This is a genomic window from Streptomyces sp. NPDC033178, assembly GCF_055577685.1.
In genome coordinates this window covers 25,916-47,848 of the sequence record NZ_JBVIPT010000027.1, presented here as the reverse complement: position 1 = coordinate 47,848, position 21,933 = coordinate 25,916, and the positions used below count along the sequence as shown (strand labels likewise).

Here is a 21,933-nt window from a genome sequence, read left to right as displayed (position 1 = left end):
CGTGGACAAGAAGAACGCCCTGCGCGCCGGCGCCCTGGCTGCCGGTACGACGCTGATGATGCTGCTGATGTCGTCCCCCGCGCTCGCGGTGACGCCTGACGACGGCGACGACCCCGGTCCGGGCCTGAGCGTCATCGAGACGCTGGGGCTCTTTGTCGTGGCGCCGATCGGGCTGTTCCTGCTGATCGCCGGTCTGGTCTGGGTTCTCGACGGCTCGACGGACCGTCACCCGAAGGCGAAGGCGAAGGGCAACGCCAAGACGAAGGCGGCCGTGAAGGCCTCCTGACCTCGGCCCGCTCCGGCCACTGAGGTTTTCTGCGGCCACTGAGGCTTTCTGTTTCGAGGGCACCGTCTTCGTGTACGTATGGCAGTCGTCGTACGTGCCCGAGGACGGTGCCCTTGACGTGTTCCCGGCCGGTACGGGCACCGTGTTCGGCGGCTTGCGGCCGCGGCCGCGGTTGCGGTTGCGGCTTCAGCGGGAGGGCCCCGGGTGCGGGGCCGTCAGATAGCGCTGGACCGTCGGTGCCAGCCAGGCCACGATCTCCTCGCTGGACAGGTCCACGGCGGGCGGCAGGCGCAGGACGTACCGGGTCAACGCCATGCCCAGCATCTGTGACGCGACGAGCGCGGCGCGGGCCGGGACCTGCTCGGGGTCGGGGCAGACGCGCAGGGCCACCGGCACCAACTGCTCCTTGAAGATGCCCTGCATGCGCTCGGCCCCGGCGGCGTTGGTGACCCCGACCCGCAGCAACGCCGTGAGCACCTCGTCGTTCTCCCAGAGCGCCACGAAATGCTCGACGAAGATCCGGCCGACCTCCTCCTTCGGCACCTTCTCCGGTACCGGCAGCCGCAGATCGATGTCGACGGCCGCCGCGAACAGGCCCTCCTTGTTGCCGTAGTAGCGCATCACCATCGAGGGGTCGATCTTCGCGTCGCGGGCGATGGCGCGGATGGTCGCGCGCTCGTATCCGTCGGCGGCGAAGCGTTCGCGCGCGGCGGTGAGGATGGTGGCGCGGGTGGCGTCGGAGCGGCGGGCGGGCTGCGGGGACTGTGCGGGCCGGGTTGGCTGCGCGGGGGAGTCGGTGTCGGTCATGCCAACAAGCGTAGGCCAACAGTTGTTGACGGGCCAGGGGTGTCGCTCTATGATGGCAAACGGGCGTTGGCCTACAAGCGTTGGCCAACGAGTGTTGGCACCCGGACCGCCCGGTGCTTGCTTGCCAACAGCCCTTGACCAACAACCGTTGGCACCAGGAGGCCGTCATGACAGGTACGACCGGCACGACCGACAGCAACGGCACCCCCCGTACCTCCGTCGCCGGTTCCCGCGACGTCATCGTCGTCGGCGCGGGCCCCACCGGTCTGCTGCTGGCCGGCGACCTCGCCACCGCCGGCATCCCCGTCACCCTCGTCGAGAAGCGCCCGCACAGGACCAGCAACCTCTCCCGCGCGTTCGCCCTGCACGCCCGCACGCTGGAGCAGCTCGACGCCCGAGGTCTCGCCGACGAACTGGAGAGCAAGGGTCAGACGCTCGACCGGCTCCGGCTCTTCTCCCGCCTGACCATCGACCTGACCACCCTCCCCTCCCGTTTCAACCACCTGCTCGTGCTGCCGCAGTACGAGGTGGAGCGCGCGCTGGAGCGGCGGGCGGTGGAGGCCGGGGTGCGGTTCGCGTACGAGACCGAGGTGACCGGGCTGGTCCAGGACGCGGACGGGGTGACCCTCCGGGTGCGCGCGACCGCCGGGGCCGAGCGGGCCGACGGGGAAGCGCGGGAGCTGCAGGAGTTGCGGGCGGCGTACGTCGTCGGGACGGACGGGATGCGCAGTGCCGTGCGGGAGGCCGTGGGGCTGCCCTTCCCGGGGCGTTCGGCGATCCGTTCCGTCGTACTCGCCGATGTCCGGCTCGCCGAGGAGCCGGAGACGCTGCTGACCGTGAACGCGGTCGGGGACGCGTTCGCGTTCCTCGCGCCCTTCGGGGACGGCTACTACCGGGTGATCGGCTGGGACCGCCGACGCGACGTCCCCGATGACACGCCCCTGGACCTCGAAGAGGTCAAGGAGATCACCCGCCTCGCCCTCGGCCGTGACTTCGGCATGCACGACGCCCGCTGGATGTCCCGCTTCCACAGCGACGAGCGGCAGGCTCCGGCGTACCGGGTGGGCCGGGTCTTCCTGGCCGGGGATGCCGCGCACGTGCACACCCCGGCCGGTGGCCAGGGCATGAACACCGGCCTCCAGGACGCCGCCAACCTGAGCTGGAAGCTGGCGGCGACGCTCAACGGCCACGCCCGCGCCGACCTGTTGGACACCTACCAGTCCGAACGCCACCCCGTCGGGAAGTCCGTCCTCCGCAGCAGTGGCGGACTCGTACGGCTCGCGATGGCCAAGCGGCCCTGGACGCTCGCGGCCCGCACCCTGCTCACCACGTTCGTGAACCGCGCCCGCCCGGCCCGCACCCGCATGCTCGGCCAGATCGCCGGCATCGGCTACGCCTACCCGGCCCCACGCGGCGCCCACCCCCTCACCGGCAAGCGCGTCCCGGATGTGGCCCTTCAGGGCGGCCGCCTGTACGAGGCACTGCGCGGCGGCAGGTTCGTACTCATCACCCCGTCCGACGCACCCACGGACCTCGACACCGGGACCCGCAAGGACCGCCTCACCGTGGCGAGTTGGGCGAGCCCCCGCCGCACAACCCTCCTCGTCCGCCCGGACGGCTACACGGCCTGGGCGGCGGAGAATCCGACCACCGGGGAACTTGAGGCGGCACTGACGGCATCGATGGGGCAGGACTGACCACCCCCCCGGCCCTCGCCACCACCCGGTAAGGGGCGCGGTGAACTGCGCGCCCAGCCACGCCGACCCGCAGGCGGCAACGAACGGGAACCCCTCTCCGGCGAGTCGGCTAGTGACTCGTCCGGCCCGTGGCGGCGAGCAACTGACGCAACAGGTCGGCCAGTTGGCCGGCCTGTTCCGTGTCGAGGGACGACAGCACCTCCGTCTGGACGGCGAGACCGGCCCCGACCGCCTCGTCGACGAGCGCCAACCCCTTGTCCGTGAGCGTCACTTGGAGGGCGCGGCGGTCGTGGGGGTCGGGGGACCTGCGGAGCAGACCGGCCCGTTCCAGCTTGTCGAGGCGGCCGGTCATGCCGCCCGTGGTCAGCATCAGCGTCGCCGAGAGCTGGCGGGGCGAGAGGGCGTACGGGTCGCCGGACCGCCGCAGGGTGGCCAGTACGTCGAACTCGCCGCGCGAGATGCCGAGCCGCGCGTACGTCTTCTCCATCCGGTCGCCCATCGCCCGCGAGAGCCGGAAGACGCGGCCGAATACCTCCATCGCGGCCGTGTCCAGGTCGGGCCGGACGGCGGCCCACTGGTCGATGATCGCGTCGACGGGGTCCGCGGGGGTCCTGGCGGCCTTGGATGTGCTCATGGGGCGAGTATCCGCACCGTATCGCCCGGCTGCAAGAAGGTGGCTTGACGATAAGTAGCTTAGCGCTAAGCTAATTACTACCAAGCGACCCCGCGCGCCACCTCCCCCATGGAGCCGGTCATGAACCGCAGCACCGTCATCGCGCTCACCGCCCTGGCCCCCGTCTCCTGGGGCAGCACCTACGCCGTCACCACGGAGTTCCTGCCGGCCGACCGACCCCTGTTCACCGGTCTGATGCGCGCACTGCCCGCCGGGCTCGTCCTGCTCGCGCTCGCCCGCACGCTGCCCCGCGGGGTCTGGTGGTGGAAGGCGGCGGCCCTGGGCGCGCTGAACATCGGCGCCTTCTTTCCGCTGCTCTTCCTCTCCGCGTACCGGCTGCCGGGCGGTATGGCGGCGGTCGTCGGTTCCGTCGGCCCGCTCTTCGTCGTGGGCCTCGCGGCGGCCCTGCTCGGCGAACGCCCGACCCTCCGTACGCTCCTCACGGGCATCGCGGCGGCCCTCGGCGTGAGCCTGGTCGTACTGAAGGCGGCCGGGGCGCTGGACGCCGTGGGTGTGCTCGCCGCCCTCGCCGCGACCGCGTCGATGTCCGCGGGCACCGTGCTGACGAAGAGGTGGGGGCGTCCCGAGGGGGTCGGCCCGCTGGCCCTCACCGGCTGGCAGCTGACCGCGGGCGGGCTGCTGATAGCCCCGGTCGCGCTGCTAGTGGAGGGTGCGCCGCCCGCGCTCGACGGCCGGGCGGTCGGGGGCTACCTCTACCTGGCGCTGGCCAACACGGCGGTCGCGTACTGGCTCTGGTTCCGCGGCATCGGCCGGCTGACCGCCACCCAGGTCACCTTCCTCGGCCCGCTCTCCCCGCTCACGGCGGCCGTCATCGGCTGGGCGGCGCTCGGCCAGGCGCTGGGTCCCGTGCAGCTGGCGGGCATGGCCCTGGCTTTCGGGGCGACGGTGTTCGGCCAGCTTGGGGTACGCCCCGTGCGTGCAGCCCAAACGTTCAGCTCAGATGAAAGGAATGGTCGAAAAGATTCGATGGACGTGACGGTTCCGGCCCTGCGACGATAGCTCCACGTAGATCCACATCGACAGCGACCGAGCGTCCTGACGGGAAGAGGGATGGGGGTCGCGCTGGTGCCCCCGATGGCTGTGGCTGTGGCGGGGCGAGGGGACGGCGTGGTGATGTGGGCCCTTGACGCCGATCCGCCTCGGCGCCATGTGGTGGCCGCGGTGCGGCGCGGGAGTGAGGGGGCGCCGGCGGTGGCGTGCGTTTCTTGAAGCCCTGCGGACGGAAGCGCGGGCGTTGACGGCTCGCCGTCCTGGGTCGCTTTGACTCCTGCGACTGTTGTGGAGCCGCGACCGAGGTAAGCAGCCTCGCCCGGGTTGGCTCCGTCAGCGGTCACATGCCCGCGTGTCTGAGAAGGGTCTTCAAGTCCGCAGCGCGCACCCCGATGACGCCTTGGGGGCGTTGGTTGCTCAGCGCTGAAAGCGGGACGGGGTTCGCGTTCAGGGCGCGCGTCGCGATGAGGTCGAGTACTGCTGGAAACCTCCACGGGTAGTCAGCGTCTCCCTGCACCTCGTACGGCTCATCCTCCACCTCTGCCATGGCAGCGATCACGGCATGCGGGGCAGTGAAGTAGAACCAGATACGGTCGCCGGGCGCCATGTGCCGCTTTGCGGCGAGCCACCAAATACCTCGTGGAGTCGTTTCGCCACGCTTCAACATGTTTGCCGGCGTGGAGAGCTGACCATCCGTAGTCGTGGCTGTCGTCTTCAGCGTGTAGAGCCAGTCCCGCATTCTCGGCTTGTCCTCTCCTGCTGCGGCACAGTGCGCGCGGTCTTATTCAACAGGGCGGGGGCCTGGGCGGCCACGACGGCCACGTGGGGAAGAGGCCGAGCGGCGGTCTCACTGGTGACCAGCCTCCCGTGCGCGGATGCGGGCCAGTAGGAGGAGCGGGGCCAGGGGCGGGTTCACCTGGTGGGTGTGGGTCGTGTGGGCGTAGACGTCCCATCCGGAGCCGTCCAGTCCCGGCTCGTGCCAGAGGAACACAGCTCCTTCCGGGTCCGTGATCAGTTCGTCGCAGTAGCGGCAGATGCGTGGCGTCGCAGTCATGAGTGCTGACCGCCCAGGTTCTCGTAGTGGTCGCACAGGGCATTGACCGACCGGGCGAGACGCTGCGCGTGGGCGATGCCTGCCGGTAGGCCATGGTCGGGCTCAAGACCGAGGCGCATGCGAGCCTCGCCGACGCATGCGAGCGCGCAGTAGCGCGGCACATCGTCCTTGGGCAGATTCCCGGCGGCGGTCTCGACCTCGGGGATGGCGACCATGATGTGCCCGCGCAGCCGGAGCGTGAGCGTTTCCAGCTCATCGTGGCTGGGCAGTTCGGCGCCTTCCGTGAGCAGACGGCGCGCGCCGGCCCGCATCGTTTCGACATCGAGTAAGTACTGACTGCCTGTGGTGCCGAATCCGGCGCTGTCCTGGGCATTCATCGGGCATCGCCCCATGGGTTTGCCTGGGTGCCGGTACGTGCACGTCGAGGCGCCTCACGCAGGCGCGCCACGTACGGCCGGACCATGGCGTCCGTTGCCTCCCAGGGCCGTGGCGAGAACCACGTGGCTCGCGCATGCCGCTGTGACTTCTGCACGGGTCGTGCTTGCTGTTCCCAGCGGTGCCTTCGCGCAGCGATCAGCCGGGCGCCCCACACGTCGGCGGTGGGCTGGTTACGGTCCGCGGAGGGCGCTACGGGGGCCACCGTGAGGCTGTGCTTGTCTGGCGTACGGGACCCGAACAGTAGGGCTCTCGCCCATTCGAGGGCATGCGATACGAAAGTCATCGTCGGCGCTCCTGGTCGGCGTTGGCCACGCCCCGGGACCGTAGTGAGCGGTCGCCGGGGTTTTCGTGGTTCTTTGTCGTCTTTGACCGTAGGAGCGGTAGGAAGGGGGCAGGGGCACAGATTGTGCCCCTGTCGTCATGCGGCCAACAGGCCGATCCTCACCGCGAGTTCGGACGCTCGGCGGCGCCGGGCCGGATCCTTCGACTCGGCCTCTTCGAGGACGATGCGCTTCGCGTATCCGTTGTACTTGATCGTCTCCGGTGCCGCCTCGTGCGCTTTCTCCAGCGTGGCGAGGGCGACGTCGGGCTGAGCGTCGAGATGGTAGCCGCGGGCTTCCTCGATACGGTGCCGGGCTCGTCGTGGCCTCGACCTGATCGTGACCCCGTCCGCGGCGGCGGCCTGCCGTACGGACTCGCCGCCCTGGCGCAGTTCAACAGCGACGGTGACCGCGTGCGCGCCCATGATCGCGCGGGAGAACGACGTCACGGGGTGGTAGTAGTCCTCCGGAAGCCGCCGTGCCATGGAGCGCGCCTGGTCCCAGTACCGCCAAGCCGTGCCGGTCTCCGCCCGCCGGGCCGCCGTGTATCCGGCCTCGAAGGTGAGGGCGCCCGCGATCGCGAGGACGTCGTCGGAGGTGTCGGGAAGGAGCGGTTCGAGGTACGCCAGAGTCTCCAGAGTGACCGCGTCGGCCGCGTCGAAGTGCGCAGGACCCGAGTCGCGGTGTGCCTGCGCGGCCAGCCAGCCGGCCATCCCGATGGCATGCGGGTCCTCGGACTCCTGCGCGGCGACGAGGCCCCGGTCGGCGACGCGCCACAAGAGGGCGGCATCCGGCTGGTAGGCCACGAAGAACTGACACAGCGAGTAGACCTCGGCGAGCACGGCCTGGGCCGCCCTGCGATCCGGGGCGGTCTCGGCCTGCCGCACGGTGAGTTGGGCATCCCGGATCAGGTCCGGCAGTTGCGCGCCGATCACCTCGCGGTGGTTGGGCGCCTCGTGCCGCGTCCTCCAGGCTCGGGTGAGTCGGGCCTGAAGATGCGCGGTCGGGGGCGCCTCCTGCCGCGTCGCGAGGGGAAAGGCATCGACCGTGGCTTTGACCGCGGCGAGGCGGGGGTGACCGGGTCCGGTGAACAAGTCGATGTGTACGGACTCGTCGCCCGTGAGATCCGACAGGTCGCGGACACGCAGCAACTCGGCGATGCGCAGGATCGTACTCAGCTTGGGCGTCTTCAGGCGTCCGGTCTCGATGCCCTTGACCCAGGACCCGGACTTGCCCAGCAGTCCGCCCAACTGGTCGCGTGTCATGCCCTTGCGGGTACGCAGGATCTGCAGGCGTTGGCCGAACACCAGCGGATCGGCATACGGGTCCGGGGTAGCACCTTCAGACACCACGGCCTCGCCCCTCTCTGAACAGCCCGACACCGTCAGGGTATGGGGCGGGGCCACTCCTGTGTGAGGATCCTGCCGCGCACCTGCCGAGGCGAAAACGCACCCGGCATATTCGCACAAGTTGATCTCCGTCGCGGCCGCCCCAAGGGCCCCTTGACACCCTGACCCGGCACATCGAGCCTTGACGGGGCGCGCTCCCCGGACCCCCGGAACCGCCCGTTCGAGACGCTCAACGGCCGTATCGAGGTGAGGAGTTGGCGTGAGGGCAGAGGGCGCTCGCAGCCGGGGAAACCCGTATCCCACCGTCGACGAGCTGGCGGACCGCGCGCGGGCGATGGTCGCGGAGCGGCCCGGGACGTTGCGTCTGCGTACCGTCGGAACGTCCCGCGCCGGCCGGCCACTGTGGCTGCTCTCCGCGGGCCACGGCGAGCACCAGATACTCACCGTGGCCGGCGCCCACGCCAACGAACCGGTCGGCGGTGCCTCGTCCCTCACCCTCGCCGAGGACTTCGTACGCGACCCGCGTGTCCTGGACGAACTCGGCTGCACCTGGCACTTCCTGCTCTGTCTGGACCCGGACGGCACGACCCTCGGCGAGCGCCGGTTCGCCGAACACCCGGCCTCGGCGCCGACCCTGGACGGCTACTACCGCGGCTTCTACCGGCCCGCGTTCATCAGCCAGCCCGAGTTCCCGCCCGTGGACACGGACCCGCACACCGCGATGCCAGAATCCCGCGCGCTGACCCGGCTCATCGACGAGCTGCGGCCCCTGATCCAGTTCTCCCTGCACGGCGTCGAAGTAGGAGGATCGTTCCTGCAGCTGACCCGTCCCGTGCCCGGAGCGCCGCGTGCCTTCCGTTCCGTGGCGGCGGAGCTCGGTATCCCGCTGGAGTACCGGCCGTTCGACGGCATGGGCTGGTTCGTCGACAGCCCCGGTGTGCTCGTCCTGCCCGACGGCAGCCCCGCCGACGAACGCGACCCCTCCGGCTACACCTCCCAGGCGACCTGGATGTACGCGATGCGGCACGGGACGGTCTCGGCCGTCGTCGAGGCCCCCTTCTGGAGCGTGGCCGGCGTGAGCGATCCGAGCCCCGTCACCCGGCCGCAGCGGGAGATCTCCCGGGCCGCCGAGATCCTGCTCAGCCGCGCCAAACAGCTGGAGAGGGTGCTCGGCGCGCTCGCCGACCGGCCGCCCGCGGACGAGCGCCGGCTGCCGTTCCACACCGCCGCGCGCGAACTCATGGACATCGGCCCCGGTGTCGTCGACACCTGGAACACCCATGACGCGCACGGCCTCGGCGATGCCGAACTCGCCACCACCGTCGGCAACTCCGTCTCCCTCGGCATTGCCGCCCGCCGCATACCCCTGCGCGCGGCCGCGATGATGCGCAGCGCCCTCGACGAACCGCCCGAGGCCCTCGACACCCTCGTACGCGACTGGAGCCAGGAACTGGAGACCACCTTCGTCGCGCGCTGGGTGCCGGTCCACCGGCAGACCGCCCTGCACATCCGCACGATGCTGCACCTGACCCGGCAGCTGGTCGGCACATGAAGAAGGGCGCCCGGTGTCACACCGGGCGCCCCATCTGCGTACTGCTGCTTACCGGGTCGTGACCGCCGCGTCCGCCGCCTGGGCCCTGAGCGCGCGCTCGATGCCCGCGCGGGACTCCGAGATCAGCCGGCGCAGCGCCGGGCCGGGCTCGGCGGAGGCCAGCCACTCGTCCGTCTTGCGGAGCGTCTCCTCGGAGACCTGGACGGACGGGTAGAGCCCGACCACGATCTGCTGGGCCATCTCGTGCGAGCGAGAGTCCCAGACGTCCTTGACCGCCGCGAAGTACCTGTCCGTGTACGGGGCGAGCAGCTCGCGCTGGCCGGTCTGGACGAAGCCGCCGATCACGGCCTCCTGCACGGCGTTCGGCAGCTTGTCGGACTCGACGACCGACGCCCAGGCCTCCGACTTCGCCTCATCCGTCGGACGGGCGGCGCGGGCGGACGTCGCGTGGCGCTCACCGGCGGCCGTCTTGTCGCGCTCGTACTCGCCCGCGATCTCCGCCTCGTCGAACCGGCCCACCGCCGCGAGCCGCTGCACGAACGCCCAGCGCAGCTCGGTGTCGACGGCCAGGCCCTCGATGGTCTCCCGGCCGTCGAGCAGGTGCTCCAGGAGGTCCAGCTGCTCCGGCGTACGGGCCGTCGCCGCGAAGGCGCGCGCCCAGGCCAGCTGGTGGTCGCTGCCGGCCGCGGCGGACTTCAGGTGGGCCAGGGTGGCGTCCGTCCAGCGGGTCAGCAGGGCCTCGCGCGCGGTCGGGTCGGCGTACAGCTCGATCGCCAGCTTCACCTGCCGGTGCAGCGACTGCACGACGCCGATGTCCGACTCCTTGCCGATGCCCGACAGGACGAGGGACAGGTAGTCGCGGGTCGCCAGCTCGGCGTCGCGCGTCATGTCCCAGGCCGAGGCCCAGCACAGGGCGCGCGGCAGGGAGGACTCGAAGTCGCCGAGGTGCTCGGTGACGAAGGCCAGGGACTGCTCGTCGAGACGGACCTTCGCGTACGAGAGGTCGTCGTCGTTGAGGAGGATCACCGCCGGGCGGCGCCTGCCCACCAGCTCGGGCACGGCGGTCAGTTCGCCGTCGACGTCCAGCTCGATACGGCTGTTCTCGTCGTCCCGCAGCAGTTTGCCACTGTCGTCGTCGAGGTCGTAGAGGCCGATCGCGATCCGGTGCGGACGCAGCGTCGACTCGCCCTTGGCGCCCGCGGGTAGGGCGGGAGCCTCCTGGCGGATGGCGAAGGCGGTGATGACGCCGTCCGCGTCCGTCTCGATCTCGGGCCGCAGGACGTTGATGCCGGCCGTCTCCAGCCACGCCTTCGACCAGGTCTTCAGGTCCCGGCCCGAGGTCTCCTCCAGGGCGCCCAGCAGGTCGGACAGGCGCGTGTTGCCGAACGCGTGCCGCTTGAAGTAGGCCTGCACGCCCTGGAAGAACTCGTCCTCACCGACATAGGCGACGAGCTGCTTGAGAACGCTCGCGCCCTTGGCGTACGTGATGCCGTCGAAGTTGACGAGCACGTCGTCGAGGTCGTTGATCTCGGCCATGATCGGGTGCGTGGACGGCAGTTGGTCCTGCCGGTACGCCCACGTCTTCATGGAGTTGGCGAACGTGGTCCAGGAGTGCGGCCAGCGCGACTGGGGAGCGTACGCCTGGCACGCGGCCTCGGCGTAGGTGGCGAACGACTCGTTCAGCCACAGGTCGTTCCACCACTCCATGGTGACCAGGTCGCCGAACCACATGTGCGCCAGCTCGTGCAGGATCGTGGCGGCCCGCACCTCGTACGCGGCGTCCGTGACCTTCGAGCGGAACACGTACTGGTCGCGGATGGTGACCGCGCCCGCGTTCTCCATCGCGCCCGCGTTGAACTCCGGCACGAACAGCTGGTCGTACTTCTTGAACGGGTACGCGTAGTCGAACTTCTCCTGGAACCACTCGAAGCCCTGCCGCGTCACCTCGAAGATTGCGTCCGAGTCGAGGAACTCGGCGAGCGAGGGCCGGCAGTAGATCCCGAGCGGGACCGACTGCCCGTCCTTCTCGTACACGCTGTGCACCGAGTGGTACGGGCCCAGGATGAGCGCCGTGATGTACGTGGAGATACGGGGCGTCGGCTCGAAGACCCAGATGTCGTCCTTGGGCTCCGGCGTCGGCGAGTTGGAGATGACGGTCCAGCCGGTGGGCGCCTTCACGGTGAACTGGAAGGTGGCCTTCAGGTCCGGCTGCTCGAAGCTCGCGAAGACACGGCGGGCGTCCGGGACCTCGAACTGCGTGTAGAGATAGGCCTGCTGGTCGACCGGGTCGACGAACCGGTGCAGGCCCTCACCGGTGTTGGTGTACGCGCAGTCCGCGACGACCCGCAGGATGTTGCGGCCCTCCAGGATCCCGGGCAGCGCGATCCGCGAGTCCTTGAAGACCTCGGCCGGGTCGAGGGAGTCGCCGTTGAGGGTGACTTCGAGGACGGCGGGGGCCACCAGGTCGATGAACGACTCGGCGCCGGTCTCGGCCGAGTCGAAGCGCACGGTGGTCACGGACCGGTAGGTGCCTCCCTCGCCCTGCGCGCCGGAGAGGTCGAGATCGATCTCGTACGAGTCAACGGTGAGCAGCTTCGCCCGCTGCTGCGCCTCTTCGCGGGTCAGGTTTGTGCCAGGCACGCGGTCATCTCCTCGTTATGTGTCGGTTGCGCCATCCTTCCACGGCTGATGCGGGGAATGCGATGTCCGTTTACCGCCGGTGGAAGGCGCCGGGGAGCGGGAGTCTGGAACGCATGACGACATATACCGCGCGGCCGATCGAGCCGGGTGTGCTGAAGGAACTCCGCGACGTCGATGACGCGGGGCGGCCCTGTGTTCCGTTCGTGGAGGGGGAGGGCGGGAGCCCGCTGCGGTGCTGTCTGCGGCGGAGTCGGAGTGGGGAGCGGGTTGCTCTTGTCTCGTACGCTCCGTTGCGGCGGTGGGCCGCGGGGGTGGGGGTGGAGCCGGGGGCGTACGACGAGCAGGGGCCCGTTTTCGTCCATGCCGAGGAGTGTGCGGGGGTTGTGGGGGGTGGGCGGTATCCGTTTGCTCGGCCCGGAGCTCTCCGTACCGTGCGCCGGTACTCCGCCGAGGGGCGCATCCTCGGGGGGCGGCTCCTCGATCTCCCGTCGACGCCCGACGAATCGCTGGACGCGGCCCTCTCCGAGGCTTTCGCCGATCCTGAGGTGGCTCTGGTGCACGTCCGGGCGGTGGAGTACGGCTGCTTCCTGTACGAGGTGCGGCGGCCGTAGGGCTTTTCTCGCCCCCGCCGCCCCTACCCATTCCCGTCCCTTACTCAGGGGCTGCGCCCCCGAACCCCCAAAAGATTGCGCAGTTCCCCGCGCCCCTAAAGAAGCGCGGGGAACTGCGCAATCAGCCACAACGAACCCGCACGTACGTCTCAGCCCGTCCGGCGTTTGAGGACGAGGCCGTTCAGGCCGAAGCGGGGGTCTGGGGGCGGCAGCCCCCAGGTTCGGGAAGGGGTGGGGTTGGGGAAGAGTTACGCCTTGAGGTCCGCTGCCACCAACTCCGCGATCTGGACCGCGTTCAACGCGGCCCCCTTGCGGAGGTTGTCGTTGGAGACGAAGAGGGCGAGGCCGTGGTCGACGGTCTCGTCGGCGCGGATGCGGCCGACGAAGGACGGGTCCTGGCCGGCGGCCTGGAGGGGGGTCGGGATGTCGGAGAGGGCCACCCCCGGGGCGCCCGCCAGGAGCTCCGTCGCACGCTCCACGGACAGGGGACGTGCGAAGCGGGCGTTGACCTGGAGCGAGTGGCCCGAGAACACCGGGACGCGGACGCACGTGCCGGAGACCTTGAGGGCCGGGATCTCCAGGATCTTGCGGGACTCGTTGCGGAGCTTCTGCTCCTCGTCGGTCTCGTTCAGACCGTCGTCGACGATCGAGCCGGCGAGCGGCAGGACGTTGAAGGCGATGGGGCGCTTGTAGACGCCCGGCTCGGGGAAGTCGACCGCGGAGCCGTCGTGCGTCAGCTTGTCCGCGTCCGCCACGACCTTCTGCACCTGACCGTGCAGCTCCGCCACGCCCGCGAGCCCCGACCCGGACACGGCCTGGTACGTCGCGACGATCAGGGCTTCGAGGCCCGCCTCCTCGTGGAGCGGCTTGAGCACCGGCATCGCGGCCATCGTCGTGCAGTTCGGGTTGGCGATGATGCCCTTGGGGCGGTCGGTGATCGCGTGCGGGTTCACCTCGGAGACCACGAGGGGGACCTCCGGGTCCCTGCGCCACGCGGACGAGTTGTCGATCACGACGGCACCCTGGGAGGCGACCTTCTCGGCGAGGGCCTTGGAGGTGGCGCCGCCCGCGGAGAACAGGACGATGTCCAGGCCGCTGTAGTCGGCGGTGGAGGCGTCCTCCACGGTCACGGCCGAGCCCTTGTAGTCGATCGTCGAACCGGCCGACCGCGCCGAGGCGAACAGCCGCAGCGTCTCCATCGGGAAGTCCCGCTCAGCGAGGATCTTGAGCATGACCGTGCCGACCTGACCGGTGGCTCCGACGATTCCTACCTTCACGGCGACTCCTTTTGCCTGTGCATTACTGGCCAGTGTTTCCATCATGCGTCTCACCCCGGCCCGCCTGTCCAATCCTTTGACCTCGGAGACCGAGGACTGGGACGGGCCGGGGCGGGGTCCGGGCCGAGTGCTGAGCCCGGTTTCCGGACCGGTGTGACATTCGACTCCCGGTTCCGAAGATTCCCGCGATCGGGCCGAACGTTTCCCGCACCACCGGCGTCCTAGAGAAAACGCGGCGAGGGGAGGGGTGGCTGTGCTGCGCAGAAAAGCCCGTCGCGTCCAGGGGGGCGGGGAGAGCGCCGGGGGGACGCTCGACGACCCCCTGGACGCGGCCCAGGAGCGTCGGGTGCGTGCTGTGCTCGCGCTCGGCGGGGTGCCGCAGGCGGACCTGCCGGACGGGGTACAGCAGGTCCGGCTGCGGCTCCTGGAGCGCGCGGCGAGCGGGGCGGAGGCACCCCGTGACGTGTCGGCGTGGGCGGCGGTCGTCGCCTCGAACCTGGCGATGGACTGGCATCGCGCCCGGCGCCGCCAGGAGCGGATCGGCGAGCGGCTGGCCTCGCTGAGGCCGTCGGACCATGTCGCGGGGGAGTCGGGCGAGGACACGAAGGTGATGTCGCTCGCCGTGGCCCAGGGACTGGACGAACTGCCGGACGCCCAGCGGCAGATCCTCGTGCTGCGCTTCTACGCCGACCTGCCCGTCCGTGGCATCGCCGAGGAGCTCGGCATCCCGGAGGGCACGGTCAAGAGCAGGTTGCACACGGCGGTCCGCGCACTGCGCGCCCGCCTGCACGAGGACGAGGTGGTGTGACGTGGCCGAGTACGAAGGAATGGACGCGCTGATGGCCGCGCTCACGGACGAACCCCTCCCCGAGGACGCCCGGGACGACGCGGAGTTCCTGGCGGAGCACCGGTCGGCGCTCGCGGACGTCGCCCTGCTCAGGGAACAGCTGCGGATCATGGGGGACACGCTGGCCGCGGGGACACCGGGTACGGAGACACCGAGTACGGAGACAGCGGTCGCGGAAGGCGGCCGGCCCGATCCCGAATCCGAGCCGTCCCCCGCCTCCGCCCCGCGCAGAAGGCCGAAGCCGCTCAGGACACCCAAGCCGCTCAGGAAACCGAAGTCGCTCAGGGCGCCGAAACCGGCCAGGCCGTCCCAGCCGCCCTGGTACCGGCGTTACGCGGGCGTGGCGTTCGGCACCCTCGTGGTGGGCGCGGGCACGGCGATGCTCGGCGGGATGGTGTGGCTCGGGGTGCAGGGGGGCGCCAGTGACACCGGATCCTCCGACTCCTCGGCCGCGAAGCAGGAGGACAGCGGGGGCGACTCGTCGCTGTACTCGCCCGAGATGCACCTCGCGTGCTCCAAGGTCCTCGTCGAGGGGACCGTACGGAGCATCACGCCCACCGACGACGGGAACGTACGCGTCGTCCTGAAGGTGAAGCGCTACTACCGGCCCGAGCAGGCCGTGGTGGACCACCCGACGATCACCGTCACGCTGCTCGACAGTGCCAGGGAGGATCTGAAGGTCGGCACGTACACGCTGGTCCGGGTGCCGGTGTTCCCGCAGGACCGGCAGGACTGGGAGACCGGCTCGGGCGTCGCCGACGCCCGCAAGGGCATCGTGGACGCGCTGCCGGGAGCGCAGGGGATGGAGTGCGCGGGCCCGAACGGGGGATAGGGCCGGCGGACGACGAGAAGGGCGGGCGCCCGGTGGGACCGGGCGCCCGCCCTTCTCGTACAGAGAGCAAGCCGTACAGAGAGCAAGCCGTTCAGAGCGTCACGAAAGCTACGGCGTGAGCTACGGCGTGACCTTCTCGATCAGCACGCTGCCGGTACCGGCGACCGTGCCCCGGGCGTTCACGAGCTGCGCGCGCCCGAAGAACGTCCGGCCCTCCGGCGGCGCCGCGTTCGCGACGACCTTCGCCTCGACCGAGGCGGTGCCCCCGGTGCCGAGCTTCACGGGCGTCGAGTCGACCTGGACCTCGCCCAGCGAAGGCGCGAAGTACACGTCGAGGTAGTCGTACGCCGTGGAGCCCGCCGGGATCGCGTAGCCGACGACCTCGATGGTGTACGTGCCGGCGGCGGGCGACGGGACGGAGACGGACTCCTCGGAGTCGCCGTCCGCGGACTGGCCGACCTGGTTGCCCTGCGCGTCGTAGACGGTCAGGTCGAGGTCCGCCGCGGCGTCCGAGACGTTGCCGATGGTGACGTCGAGCGAACCGGCGCCCGCGGGCACGTCCACCGTGGTGGTGTCCGTGGCGCCGTCGGCGATGGTCGGCCGCGCGTTCTTGGAGGAGCCGAGCGGGCCGCCCTTCAGCGAACCGTCGACCGGGACGAGCTTGTTCGTCACCTTCCAGGAAACCGGGGCCGGCGTGCCGACCTTGGCCTCGGGGACGGTCACGACCGCCGGGTCGAAGTCGGCGCCGAGCACCTCGACGTTCAGCTTGTACGGGTTGTCGAGCACCGGCGACGTACGGCGCGACTCGACCTCGATCTCCCAGACACCGGGCTGCGGGTCGGCGTACGAACGCACGTCGGGCTTGCAGCCGTTGCCGTCGAGGTAGTTGTTGTAGCAGAACGGCGTCGAGGTGTTGTCGACCGGAACGCCGTACGGGTGGATGGCGATGAACCGGGTCTGGCTCTTGTCCTTCAGCCCGCCGATCGCGACCTCAAGGGCCTTGGCACCCTCGGGGACGGTCACGAAGTACGACTTGCTGGAGTTGCGCTGGACCGTGCCGGACGCCGAGTAGGTGTACTTCAGCGGGGCGGAGACCACGACCGTGGTGAGGACCTGCTTGTCGATGCCCTCGGTCTTCGGGTCGTCGACCTCCAGGATCGCGCTGCTGAGACCGGAGTTCTCGGCCTTGGCCGCGACCTTCACCGTCACCGGCTTGTTCAGCGGCAGGGACACCTCGTCGCTGCCGACGATCTTGAACGTGTCGTCCCGGTTGTTCTCCAGGTGCAGCTCGTGCCGGATCGCGCGGTCGGCACCGGTCGTACGGGTGATGGTGACGTCGTAGGTCTTCTTCTGGCCGACCTTGAGGCCGCCCTCGCGGTCGTAGAGGCCCGTGCCGAAGCCCGGGGTCTTGAGCGCGAAGTCGATCGCGGTGTCGACCGGGGCCTTCACCGTGTACTCGTGGGCGGTGGCGCCGTCACGGATCGAGTCCCAGGCGTCCGGGACGTTGACGAGGCCCGCGCCCTCCGCGTACGCCTGCGTGCCGCTGATGTGGTCCGCGGTCGAGGTGAGCGCGGTGCGCAGCTTGGCGGGCGTCAGGTCGATGTTCTTCTGCTTCGCGGCGCTCAGCAGCAGCGCGGACGCGCCCGCGGCCTGCGGGGACGCCATCGAGGTGCCCTGCAGCATCGAGTAGCCGGCCGGCAGGGAGTAGCCCGCCTCGGCGACCGGGCCGCCGGGCAGCCAGGTCTGCGTGGTGTTGATGGAGGCACCGGGTGCGGTCAGCGTCGGCGTGAAGCCGCCGTCCTCACGCGGGCCGCGCGAGGAGAAGGGCAGCATCGCGTACTTCTTCTCCACGGCCGAGCCGTAGTTGGAGGCCCAGGTCTCCTTGGAGATGGACGCGCCGACCGAGATGACCTTGTCGGCCAGGCCGGGGTCGCCGATCGTGTTGGCGCCGGGGCCCGAGTTGCCGGCCGAGATGACCAGCTCGACGCCGTAGGTGTCGATCAGGCGGGTGTAGAGCTCGGCGCGCGCGTTGTTGCCGTCGTTCAGCGCCGGGAGGCCGCCGATGGACATGTTGACGATGTCGACGCCACGGTTGGCGACGAGGTCGATCATGCCCTCGGTGAGCGCGACGTTGGTGCAGCTGGGGCCGAAGAGGCAGGCGCGGGAGGAGACGACCTTCGCACCGGGCGCGGCACCGTTCATCTTGCCGCCGAACAGCCCGTTCGCGGCGGTGATGCCGGCGACGTGCGTGCCGTGCTCGCTCGATATCAGGCCGATGTTGACGAAGTCGCGCTTCTGACCGACCCAGTCGCCGCCCAGCGGGTCCATCGGGACGTCCTTGCGGATCTCCACGACGAACGGCTGGCGCTCGACCACGTCGGTGGCCGGGTTGTCGGTACCGAAGTAGCCGATCTGGTAGCCGTCCTTGTACGGCTTCATCGGCGCGTCGTCGGTGAAGTCGCTGTTGCCGTTGGAGTCGACACGGACCGTGCCGGCCGCCGCGTCGTACAGGACACCCCAGGCGTCGGTGGTGTCGCCGTCGCGGTTCACGTCGCCGGCCGCGTCGCCGCCGGCGGTCGCGGACTCGCGGAAGAGGTTCACCTGGTAGCTGCCCGCGGGCGCGGTCCAGGTCTTGCCGCTGAAGGTGAACGTGGGCCCGGACACCGAGGTCAGCATCGCGCGCCAGGACGCGTCGCCGTCGATGATCGGGTCGGTGGACGTCACCCAGTCGACGATCTTGCGCTCGCCGGTGGTGGTCTTCTGCAGTGCCGGGTGCGCCAGGTCCACACCGGAGTCCAGGACACCGATGGTGATGCCCCGGCCGTCCGCCTTCGGGTTCTTCTTCACGAAGTCGACGGCACCCGTCTCGAAGGACGGGTTGTACGGGTTCTCGGCGGGGGTGTTCTTGCCGGGGGCCGGGTAGGCGCCGGCCGTCGGGGCCTTCTCGGCACCCTTGGCGGTGTCGGCGGACGGCGTCGGGTCGTCCAGCGCGATCTCCTGGCGCAGGTCGATGCCGTGCACGGAGGAGAGCTTGGCGGCCGCCTTGATGGCCGCGTCGGCCTTGGCGGTCGGGACGGTGGCGCGGACGTAGCCGAGCTTGTCGTAGGTACGGCCCACGGAGCCGCCCTTCACCGCGTCCAGCTGGTCCGCGACCTGCTCGGTCTGCCCCGGCGCGGTGGCGACCATCATCGTGACGTTCTTGTCGCCGCCGGCCTCGGCCTCGGCGAGGAGGTCGGCGTCGTCCGAACCGAGCTTGCCGCTCGCGGACTTGACCGACGTGTCGACGGGCGTGCCCGGGTCGTCCGCGGAGAAGGCCATGGGTATCGGCCCCGCCGCGGAGAGTGCGGCCACGAGACCGGCGGCCACGGCTATGCGCGCCGCGCGTCTCGCGCCGGTGATCGGAGCTCGCTGAGGGTTGGGGGTCATCAGCATCCTTGTAGGTAAAGGAAAGTCCGTTGACGATCGGAACGATCGCCCCAGTCCGGTATGTGAACCCGGATGACCGCTCAGCTTTACCCAAGTGATGGATGTTTGGGGAGGGTTGACCGTGGCGTGAAGTGCCCATGGCGTACTTCCGCCATACGCCACCGCGGGCATAGCGGCGTATGGCCGGACATTCCCGAGAGGGCTCAGCCCTCTCGCGTGCGCGCGTAGTGGCGGGACGCCTTCGCGCGGTTGCCGCAGGCGGCCATCGAGCACCAGCGGCGGGTGCCGTTCCGCGAGGTGTCGAAGAAGTGCAGGATGCACGCCTCGTGGGCGCAGTGCCGGATGCGGTCGGGGGCGGTGGACAGCAGTTCCAGGTAGTCGCGGGCCGCGAGCCAGGCCGGTCCCCAGGACGGGTCGCGGAACTCGGCCTCCTCGCCCGGCCCCGCGGCCGTCAGGGTCGCCCGGATCCGCCCGTGCGCGAGTACGGCGTCGACGCCGCCCGCGCCCTCCGCGAGGGATCCGTCCACGGCGGCCCGCAGCGCGTCCCGTGCCGTCAGGGCGTGGCGCAGGGTCGCCGCGTCGGCCGTGAAGTCCAGCGCGTTGGCGGCCAGCCACACCGCGAGCCCCTCGGTGTCCGCCAGCAGGTCCTGGGCCACGCCGTCGTGCATCCACCGCGTGTTGAGCAGGTCCAGCGAGAGCGGCTCCCCGGTGAGCGGACGTGGATCACGGGCGGCGACGGACATCTGGCGGCTCCCTGCTTCCCCGGCCGGGGTGCACCAACCGGCCCCTGCTAACCGGTCAAGAGTATGTGACCGGTTGACGTTCGCCGATTCTAACTCCTAAAGTCATTTACAACGGTTAGCCCATGCCGGGCTCGACGCAAGGGAGTGCCATGTCGACGACCGCCGCACTGCGCATCGGCCACACCGGCCTGAATGTCACGGATCTCGACCGCTCGCTCGCCTTCTACCGGGACGTCCTCGGCTTCCCGGTGATCGCCGAGGGCAAGGAGGAGGACCGGCGGTACGCGTTCCTCGGCGAGGACGGCCGCCCCGCGCTCACGCTGTGGCAGCAGGCCGATCACGGATACACGGCGACCGGCGCGGGGCTGCACCACCTGGCCCTGGAGGCCGACACGGTCGAGCAGGTCAGGGCGTACGAGACGGCGCTGCGCGCCCATGGCGTGGAGTTCGCCCACGAGGGAGTCGTCGCCCATCGGGAGGGCGCCGCGTCCGGGGGCATCTTCTTCCACGACCCGGACGGCACCCGCCTGGAGATCTCCACGGCCCACGGCGTCGAGGGGGCACCGGCCCCGTCGGGCGAGGCTCCTACCTGCGGCTTCTTCTAGCCCTGAGCGGGCCGGGCCGGCGGGAGCCGACCCTGACCCAGCCCGGACCCAGCCCCCGCCCTCACCCCTGGCCCCGCCCCAGCCCTCACCCCTGGCCCCGCCCCAGTCGTGACCGCCGCTTCGTCGTCGAGGAGGACACCGTGACCTACCACTCCGGCTCGCGTGCCGTGCAGGACCGGGTCGGCGTGCGTGATCTCGCCGACCACGTCGGACGGTCGATCGGGGAGGGGCTGCGACCGGTGGCCGCCGCCTTCCTGGAGCTCCAGCCGATGCTCGTGCTGGGCGCCGCCGACCCGGACGGCGGCTGGGTGTGGGCCTCCCCGGTCACCGGCGAGCCCGGGTTCGTACGGGCCACCGGTCCGCGGCAGATCTCGGTCGAGGGCGGCCCGCGCGAGGGCGACCCGCTCACCGCGGCGCTCGCCGTCGCCGGGACCCCGGTCGGCACCATCGCGCTCGACCCGCGCACCCGCCGCCGCATGCGGCTCAACGGCCGCTCCCGGCCCACGCCCCGCGGCCTGGCGGTCGAGGCCGACCAGGTCTTCTCCAACTGCCCCAAGTACCTCCAGAAGCGGGAGTCGTACGAGGCGGTCGCCCGCACTCCTGGCGAGCCGCGGCGCGGCAGTGAACTCGACGCGGCCCAGAGGGAGTTCGTCCGCGCCGCCGACACCTTCTTCCTCGCCACCGTGCACGGGGACGGCGCCGATGCCAGCCACCGCGGCGGCAACCCCGGCTTCGTGCACGTCACTTCGCCGTCCGAGCTGAGCTGGCGCGACTACCCGGGCAACTCGATGTTCCTCACGCTCGGCAACCTCGCCGCCGACCCGCGCGCCGGACTCCTCTTCCTCGACTGGGAGACGGGCGCGGCCCTCCAGGTCTCCGGCACGGCCCGCACGGAGTTCGCCCCCGACGGCACCCGCACCGTCCGCTTCACCGTCGAGGCCGTCGTGGACACGCCCGCGGCGAGCCCGCTGCGCTGGTCGCCGCCCGAGTACTCACCGGCGAACCCGTCGCTGCCGTATTAACGTCTGTGCATGCACAAGGAGTTGAGGGTGGCGGCCTACGCCGTATGCGTGCGGGACGATCGGATACTCCTCGCGCGTCTGGTGGAGAAGAACGGCACCAGGCCCTGGACGCTGCCCGGCGGCGGCATGGACCACGGCGAGGACCCGTACGACACCGTGATCCGGGAGGCCGAGGAGGAGACCGGGTACACGGTCGAGCCCCTCGCGCTGCTGGGCGTCGACTCCGTCCGGCGCACCCATGCGCGCCGCCTCGGGCCCGCCACCGACTTCCAGGGCCTGCGGATCGTCTACGAGGTCGGCGTCACCGGTGGCGAACTGCGCCACGAGACCGACGGCTCCACCGACCTGGCGGCCTGGCACCCCCTCGACGAGGTGCCCGCCCTGGACCGGGTCGGCCTCGTCGACGTCGGCCTCACACTCTGGCGGGAACGACCGGCGGAGGGACGGGTCACGGGAATCCCCGAGCACCGAACGCCCCCTGCCCCGTAAGGGGCGCGGGGAACTGCGCGACCAGCCGAAGCGGACCCGCAGGTTCATGACCGGCCCCCCCCCGCGGAGCGTGCACGTACCCAGCCAGGTGAACATGGAGTGACCGCCTCCCCTCGGTTCGGACAGGAGTCGGTGGACGCGGAGGGTAACCAAGATCCACGTACGGTGATCGGCGCTGCCCGTTGCTGTCGAGTTAACGCGCAGGTCATCCCTGGTGCCAACGATCCAGTATGAGCGGGCAGTTCGCGTGAGCG

At 70.6% G+C, this 21,933-nt stretch carries 20 protein-coding genes and 1 pseudogene; 11 read left to right on the top strand and 10 right to left on the bottom strand.

Annotated elements, in window-relative coordinates:
* Window position 1: 1 nt before the first annotated feature.
* Window positions 2-286 (top strand): hypothetical protein, encoded by a 285-nt coding sequence (locus ACZ5VQ_RS44180; protein ID WP_469109943.1) that lies wholly within the window; start codon window positions 2-4, stop codon window positions 284-286.
* Window positions 287-472: 186 nt separating this feature from the next.
* Here ACZ5VQ_RS44180 and ACZ5VQ_RS44175 read toward each other — a convergent pair whose 3' ends face one another.
* A complete protein-coding gene (locus ACZ5VQ_RS44175) occupies window positions 473-1,093 on the bottom strand; it encodes a TetR/AcrR family transcriptional regulator (RefSeq protein ID WP_469109942.1) in 621 nt (206 codons plus the stop codon).
* A 167-nt stretch (window positions 1,094-1,260) separates the two neighbouring features.
* Between ACZ5VQ_RS44175 and ACZ5VQ_RS44170 the strand changes: the two genes are divergently transcribed.
* Window positions 1,261-2,790, top strand: coding sequence for an FAD-dependent monooxygenase (locus ACZ5VQ_RS44170; RefSeq protein ID WP_469109941.1), 1,530 nt, complete (start codon window positions 1,261-1,263; stop codon window positions 2,788-2,790).
* A 109-nt stretch (window positions 2,791-2,899) separates the two neighbouring features.
* Here ACZ5VQ_RS44170 and ACZ5VQ_RS44165 read toward each other — a convergent pair whose 3' ends face one another.
* On the bottom strand, window positions 2,900-3,424 hold the full coding sequence (locus ACZ5VQ_RS44165; RefSeq protein ID WP_469109940.1) for a MarR family winged helix-turn-helix transcriptional regulator: 525 nt from the start codon (window positions 3,422-3,424) through the stop codon (window positions 2,900-2,902).
* Between the two features lie 120 nt (window positions 3,425-3,544).
* Here ACZ5VQ_RS44165 and ACZ5VQ_RS44160 point away from each other — a divergent pair, with 120 nt between their 5' ends.
* Both ACZ5VQ_RS44160 and ACZ5VQ_RS44155 read left to right on the top strand, forming a co-directional pair.
* A complete protein-coding gene (locus ACZ5VQ_RS44160) occupies window positions 3,545-4,483 on the top strand; it encodes an EamA family transporter (RefSeq protein WP_469109939.1) in 939 nt (312 codons plus the stop codon).
* A gap of 48 nt (window positions 4,484-4,531) precedes the next feature.
* A pseudogene (locus tag ACZ5VQ_RS44155) lies at window positions 4,532-4,693 on the top strand (LysR substrate-binding domain-containing protein); the annotation flags it as partial.
* Window positions 4,694-4,814: 121 nt separating this feature from the next.
* Here the strand turns inward: ACZ5VQ_RS44155 and ACZ5VQ_RS44150 are convergent.
* The 4 genes from ACZ5VQ_RS44150 to ACZ5VQ_RS44135 all read right to left on the bottom strand — a co-directional run bounded on the left by ACZ5VQ_RS44150 (window position 4,815) and on the right by ACZ5VQ_RS44135 (window position 7,635).
* Complete coding sequence (locus ACZ5VQ_RS44150; RefSeq protein ID WP_469109938.1) at window positions 4,815-5,213, bottom strand: hypothetical protein; 399 nt, start codon at window positions 5,211-5,213, stop codon at window positions 4,815-4,817.
* A 108-nt stretch (window positions 5,214-5,321) separates the two neighbouring features.
* Complete coding sequence (locus ACZ5VQ_RS44145) at window positions 5,322-5,528, bottom strand: hypothetical protein (protein WP_469109937.1); 207 nt, start codon at window positions 5,526-5,528, stop codon at window positions 5,322-5,324.
* A complete protein-coding gene (locus tag ACZ5VQ_RS44140) occupies window positions 5,525-5,905 on the bottom strand; it encodes a DUF6415 family natural product biosynthesis protein (protein WP_469109936.1) in 381 nt (126 codons plus the stop codon). The genes ACZ5VQ_RS44145 and ACZ5VQ_RS44140 overlap by 4 nt, the downstream gene beginning before the upstream one ends.
* Window positions 5,906-6,384: 479 nt before the next feature.
* Entirely contained in the window at window positions 6,385-7,635 is a 1,251-nt protein-coding gene (locus ACZ5VQ_RS44135) for a helix-turn-helix domain-containing protein (RefSeq protein ID WP_469109935.1), read from the bottom strand.
* Window positions 7,636-7,894: 259 nt separating this feature from the next.
* Here ACZ5VQ_RS44135 and ACZ5VQ_RS44130 point away from each other — a divergent pair, with 259 nt between their 5' ends.
* Window positions 7,895-9,187 (top strand): M14 family zinc carboxypeptidase, encoded by a 1,293-nt coding sequence (locus ACZ5VQ_RS44130; protein WP_469109934.1) that lies wholly within the window; start codon window positions 7,895-7,897, stop codon window positions 9,185-9,187.
* Window positions 9,188-9,235: 48 nt separating this feature from the next.
* Here ACZ5VQ_RS44130 and pepN read toward each other — a convergent pair whose 3' ends face one another.
* On the bottom strand, window positions 9,236-11,827 hold the full coding sequence (pepN, locus tag ACZ5VQ_RS44125) for an aminopeptidase N (protein WP_469109933.1): 2,592 nt from the start codon (window positions 11,825-11,827) through the stop codon (window positions 9,236-9,238).
* A 113-nt stretch (window positions 11,828-11,940) separates the two neighbouring features.
* Here pepN and ACZ5VQ_RS44120 point away from each other — a divergent pair, with 113 nt between their 5' ends.
* On the top strand, window positions 11,941-12,438 hold the full coding sequence (locus ACZ5VQ_RS44120; protein ID WP_469109932.1) for a DUF1203 domain-containing protein: 498 nt from the start codon (window positions 11,941-11,943) through the stop codon (window positions 12,436-12,438).
* Window positions 12,439-12,686: 248 nt separating this feature from the next.
* On the opposite strand, the gene ACZ5VQ_RS44115 is transcribed toward ACZ5VQ_RS44120, so the two are convergent.
* Entirely contained in the window at window positions 12,687-13,715 is a 1,029-nt protein-coding gene (locus ACZ5VQ_RS44115) for an aspartate-semialdehyde dehydrogenase (RefSeq protein ID WP_469109931.1), read from the bottom strand.
* A 247-nt stretch (window positions 13,716-13,962) separates the two neighbouring features.
* On the opposite strand from ACZ5VQ_RS44115, the gene ACZ5VQ_RS44110 reads away from it, so the two are divergent.
* Both ACZ5VQ_RS44110 and ACZ5VQ_RS44105 read left to right on the top strand, forming a co-directional pair.
* Window positions 13,963-14,523: an RNA polymerase sigma factor gene (locus ACZ5VQ_RS44110; protein ID WP_469109930.1), complete on the top strand. Its 561-nt coding sequence runs from the start codon at window positions 13,963-13,965 to the stop codon at window positions 14,521-14,523.
* 1 nt (window position 14,524) lies between these two features.
* Entirely contained in the window at window positions 14,525-15,394 is an 870-nt protein-coding gene (locus ACZ5VQ_RS44105) for a hypothetical protein (RefSeq protein ID WP_469109929.1), read from the top strand.
* Between the two features lie 120 nt (window positions 15,395-15,514).
* Here ACZ5VQ_RS44105 and ACZ5VQ_RS44100 read toward each other — a convergent pair whose 3' ends face one another.
* Both ACZ5VQ_RS44100 and ACZ5VQ_RS44095 read right to left on the bottom strand, forming a co-directional pair.
* Window positions 15,515-18,820 carry a S8 family serine peptidase gene (locus tag ACZ5VQ_RS44100; protein WP_469109928.1) on the bottom strand — a complete coding sequence of 1,102 codons (3,306 nt, stop codon included), beginning with the start codon at window positions 18,818-18,820 and terminating at the stop codon, window positions 15,515-15,517.
* Between the two features lie 203 nt (window positions 18,821-19,023).
* Window positions 19,024-19,563, bottom strand: coding sequence for a CGNR zinc finger domain-containing protein (locus tag ACZ5VQ_RS44095; protein ID WP_469109927.1), 540 nt, complete (start codon window positions 19,561-19,563; stop codon window positions 19,024-19,026).
* A gap of 149 nt (window positions 19,564-19,712) precedes the next feature.
* On the opposite strand from ACZ5VQ_RS44095, the gene ACZ5VQ_RS44090 reads away from it, so the two are divergent.
* The 3 genes from ACZ5VQ_RS44090 to ACZ5VQ_RS44080 all read left to right on the top strand — a co-directional run bounded on the left by ACZ5VQ_RS44090 (window position 19,713) and on the right by ACZ5VQ_RS44080 (window position 21,679).
* Window positions 19,713-20,168, top strand: a complete 456-nt coding sequence (locus ACZ5VQ_RS44090) for a VOC family protein (protein WP_469109926.1) — start codon at window positions 19,713-19,715, stop codon at window positions 20,166-20,168.
* A gap of 140 nt (window positions 20,169-20,308) precedes the next feature.
* Entirely contained in the window at window positions 20,309-21,190 is an 882-nt protein-coding gene (locus ACZ5VQ_RS44085; RefSeq protein WP_469109925.1) for a pyridoxamine 5'-phosphate oxidase family protein, read from the top strand.
* A gap of 9 nt (window positions 21,191-21,199) precedes the next feature.
* Entirely contained in the window at window positions 21,200-21,679 is a 480-nt protein-coding gene (locus ACZ5VQ_RS44080; RefSeq protein WP_469109924.1) for an NUDIX hydrolase, read from the top strand.
* The last annotated feature ends 254 nt before the right edge of the window (window positions 21,680-21,933 follow it).